This window comes from Mesorhizobium sp. M7D.F.Ca.US.004.03.1.1 (assembly GCF_003998635.1).
Classification (GTDB): domain Bacteria; phylum Pseudomonadota; class Alphaproteobacteria; order Rhizobiales; family Rhizobiaceae; genus Mesorhizobium; species Mesorhizobium loti.
On record NZ_RZQG01000806.1, the window covers coordinates 1 to 2,729 of the forward strand.

General features: G+C 63.4%; 3 protein-coding genes. 2 read left to right on the forward strand and 1 reads right to left on the reverse strand.

What is annotated here, in order from left to right; translation table 11 throughout:
• Positions 1–533 (forward strand): threonine--tRNA ligase (locus EN935_RS30125; RefSeq protein ID WP_245489087.1); only part of this gene is annotated, 533 nt, incomplete at its 5' end.
• An 84-nt stretch (positions 534–617) separates the two neighbouring features.
• On the forward strand, positions 618–1,556 hold the full coding sequence (locus EN935_RS30130; RefSeq protein ID WP_109671526.1) for a GNAT family N-acetyltransferase: 939 nt from the start codon (positions 618–620) through the stop codon (positions 1,554–1,556).
• Between the two features lie 12 nt (positions 1,557–1,568).
• Here the strand turns inward: EN935_RS30130 and EN935_RS30135 are convergent, their stop codons facing one another.
• The gene (locus EN935_RS30135) at positions 1,569–2,531 is read right to left on the reverse strand and encodes a hypothetical protein (RefSeq protein ID WP_109671525.1); all 963 of its coding nucleotides are present in this window, start codon (positions 2,529–2,531) and stop codon (positions 1,569–1,571) included.
• Positions 2,532–2,729: the final 198 nt, after the last annotated feature.

Consider the following 2,729-nt stretch of genomic DNA (forward strand, 5'->3'; position numbering starts at 1 on the left):
AGTATGTGCTGAAGGATGCCATCGGTCGCGAATGGCAGTGCGGCACGACGCAGGTCGACTTCAACCTGCCGGAACGGTTTGGCGCCTTCTATATCGGCTCGGATTCCGAGAAGAAGCAGCCGGTCATGGTGCACCGCGCCATCTGCGGTTCGATGGAGCGCTTCCTCGGCATCCTGATCGAACACTATTCCGGCCATTTCCCGCTGTGGTTCGCGCCGCTGCAGGTGGTGGTGGCGACGATCACGTCGGACGCCGACGGCTATGCGACCGAGGTGGTGGCAAGGCTGAAGGCCGCCGGGCTGTTGGCGGAAGCGGATCTGCGCAACGAGAAGATCAACTACAAGGTCCGCGAGCACAGCCTGGCCAAGGTTCCGGTCATCCTCGTCTGCGGCAAGCGTGAGGCGGAAGAGCAGACGGTCAACATGCGCCGGCTGGGCTCACGCGACCAGGAATCGCTTGGCCTCGACCAGGCGATCGCGCAGTTGACCGAAGAGGCCATGACACCTGATCGCCGCCGCAAACGCGCTGCGTAATCGGCACAGTTCCGACGACATGGCGGTGGAGCGATCCACCGCCATTTTCATATCCCTGTCACGCCGACCTTGTAACGAGCCCCTATGCTCAAGCTGAAATTTCGCGAACGACCCTTTCCCGAGCTTTCCTATGCCAATCCGCGCCAGCCGGCGCTGACGCGCTGGTTCATTCATTCGGTCGAGGGCCTGTCGGGCCGCGACCGCTACACCGCGCTCTATGATTTCTGGCGCCGCCAGGTCGTGCCGACCGGTGAACGCGTGTTCAGCCGCATGCTCGACCTGATCGACGTCCGGGTGCGGACATCAGATCAATGGCCGCCCGCACAATTGCCGGATACGCCGCTGGTGATCGTCGCCAATCATCCGTTCGGCATCGGTGACGGCATTGCCGTGCTGTCGCTGGCCGAGCAGCTCGGACGACCGTTCCGGGTGATGATCCACAAGGATCTGCTCAAGATCCGCGAGATGGAGCCTTACTCGCTGCCGATCGACTTCTCCGAGACCAAGGACGCGCTCAAGAACAACATGGCCGTGCGCCATGAAGCGGTGCGGTTGCTGAAAGAGGGCGTCACCATCGTGGTGTTTCCGGCCGGCGGTGTCGCCACCGCGCCGAAGGGCTTTGGCCGGGCGCGCGACCTGCCGTGGAAGATGTTTCCGGCCCGTCTCGTCCAGGACGCCAAGGCGTCGGTCATTCCGATGCATTTTTCCGGGCAGAACGGCAGGCTGTTCCATCTGGTCAGCGGGCCGATGAACATGGCCGAGCGCGACGGCCGGGTGGCGAAATTCGTCGGCAAGGCCTCGCTGACCTTGCGCACGTCGCTGCTCATCCATGAATTCGCGCGGCTGTCCGGCAAGGCGATCGACGTGCGCGTCGGCGATGTGCTGAACTGGAGCGAACTGGAGCCGTTGCGCGACCGCAAGGCGTTGCTCGACCGGCTTTATCGCGGCGTGTTCGACCTGGCGCCAGTCGTGGCGCGCCGGCGCATTCCGTTCCTGCCGGCGCGGACCAAGCTGGCGGCCTGAAGTCAGAAGCGGTTAGTCCGCGCCTTCTTCAGGATCCATCGCCGCAGCCTCGGTGGCCAGAACCTCGATCTCCTGGTTCTGCCCGGCCACGACGGTAAAATCCTTCTGATAGATGCGGTCGCGGTTCTTGGCGATGATGGTGTAGTCGCCCTCGGCCAGCACCATCGAGGCGAAGGCGCCGACGGTTTCCTTGATTGGATCGCCGGATTCGTTGAGCAGCGACCAGGAGGTATCGGCGATCGCCTCGCCACCGGTTTCGCGCACCAGCTTCATCGTGATCTCGGCGGCATGGTGCTCGACGGTGGCTTCGGTCAGCTTGCCGGCCTCGACGCGGATGTCGGAGCGGATGACCGCATTGACCGCGCCATAGGTCGAGACGACATGGTAGATGCCGGCGTTGAGCCGCACGACACTGTTGGGCTCGACGTCGGGAATGATCAGCGCGCGGTCGCCATTGGCCTCGGCGGTGCCCTCGTAGATCGAAAAGCGCAGGTTCTTCGGTGGAATGCGCACGCCGCCGGACAGCACGGCGTCGAGCTTGAGGCCGCCGGCATCGAGCACGAGGCTTTCGCGCTTGGCATCCTTGCCGACAGTGATGCGCTTGGTGGCGCCGGCCCGGCCGTAGGAGGCATGAACCAGATAGCTGCCGGGTTCGAGCTGGAAGACGGCGGTGCCGCCATGGGAGGAAGCGACCATCGGCAATTTGCCGTTGACGGCTTCGGGCTTGAAGACCCGCCAGACGATGCCGCGCGTGATGTCGGAACCCTTGTCGGTCAACTGGGCGGACAGTGTGATGGCGCCGCCGCCGCTCAACGCCAGCGATGTCTCGCCTTTCGGCGTCGCATAGCTTGAAATTCCCGGAAGCTTCAGGTCACTGACACCGTCGACGTTCTGCGCTATGGCGAACGAAACCGGCGCCATCAACAGCAGGGCGCCGAGCCAGATCAGGAAAAGACGGACAGTCCCCTCAAACATGCCTTGCGTTGAAGCCCATGGCGGTGGCAATTTCAAGGCTTAAGAGTCCGATCGATAGGACTCTTCCGTCCGGCGTATCCCGCGCCAATGCCCGAGCCGCCCGAATTCCCGATGGTGCGCTTCAGCTCAAAACAGAATGTCTAGGAGACTTGCGCCCATGGCGTCGCCGAGCATCGATTTCCTGCTGACCCGAAACTC

Bases quoted from the DNA above. Each gene is read 5' to 3' on its own strand.
- EN935_RS30130 (WP_109671526.1), top strand. From the start codon at position 618: ATGCTCAAGCTGAAATTTCGCGAACGACCCTTTCCCGAGCTTTCCTAT.
- EN935_RS30135 (WP_109671525.1), bottom strand. From the start codon at position 2,531: ATGTTTGAGGGGACTGTCCGTCTTTTCCTGATCTGGCTCGGCGCCCTG.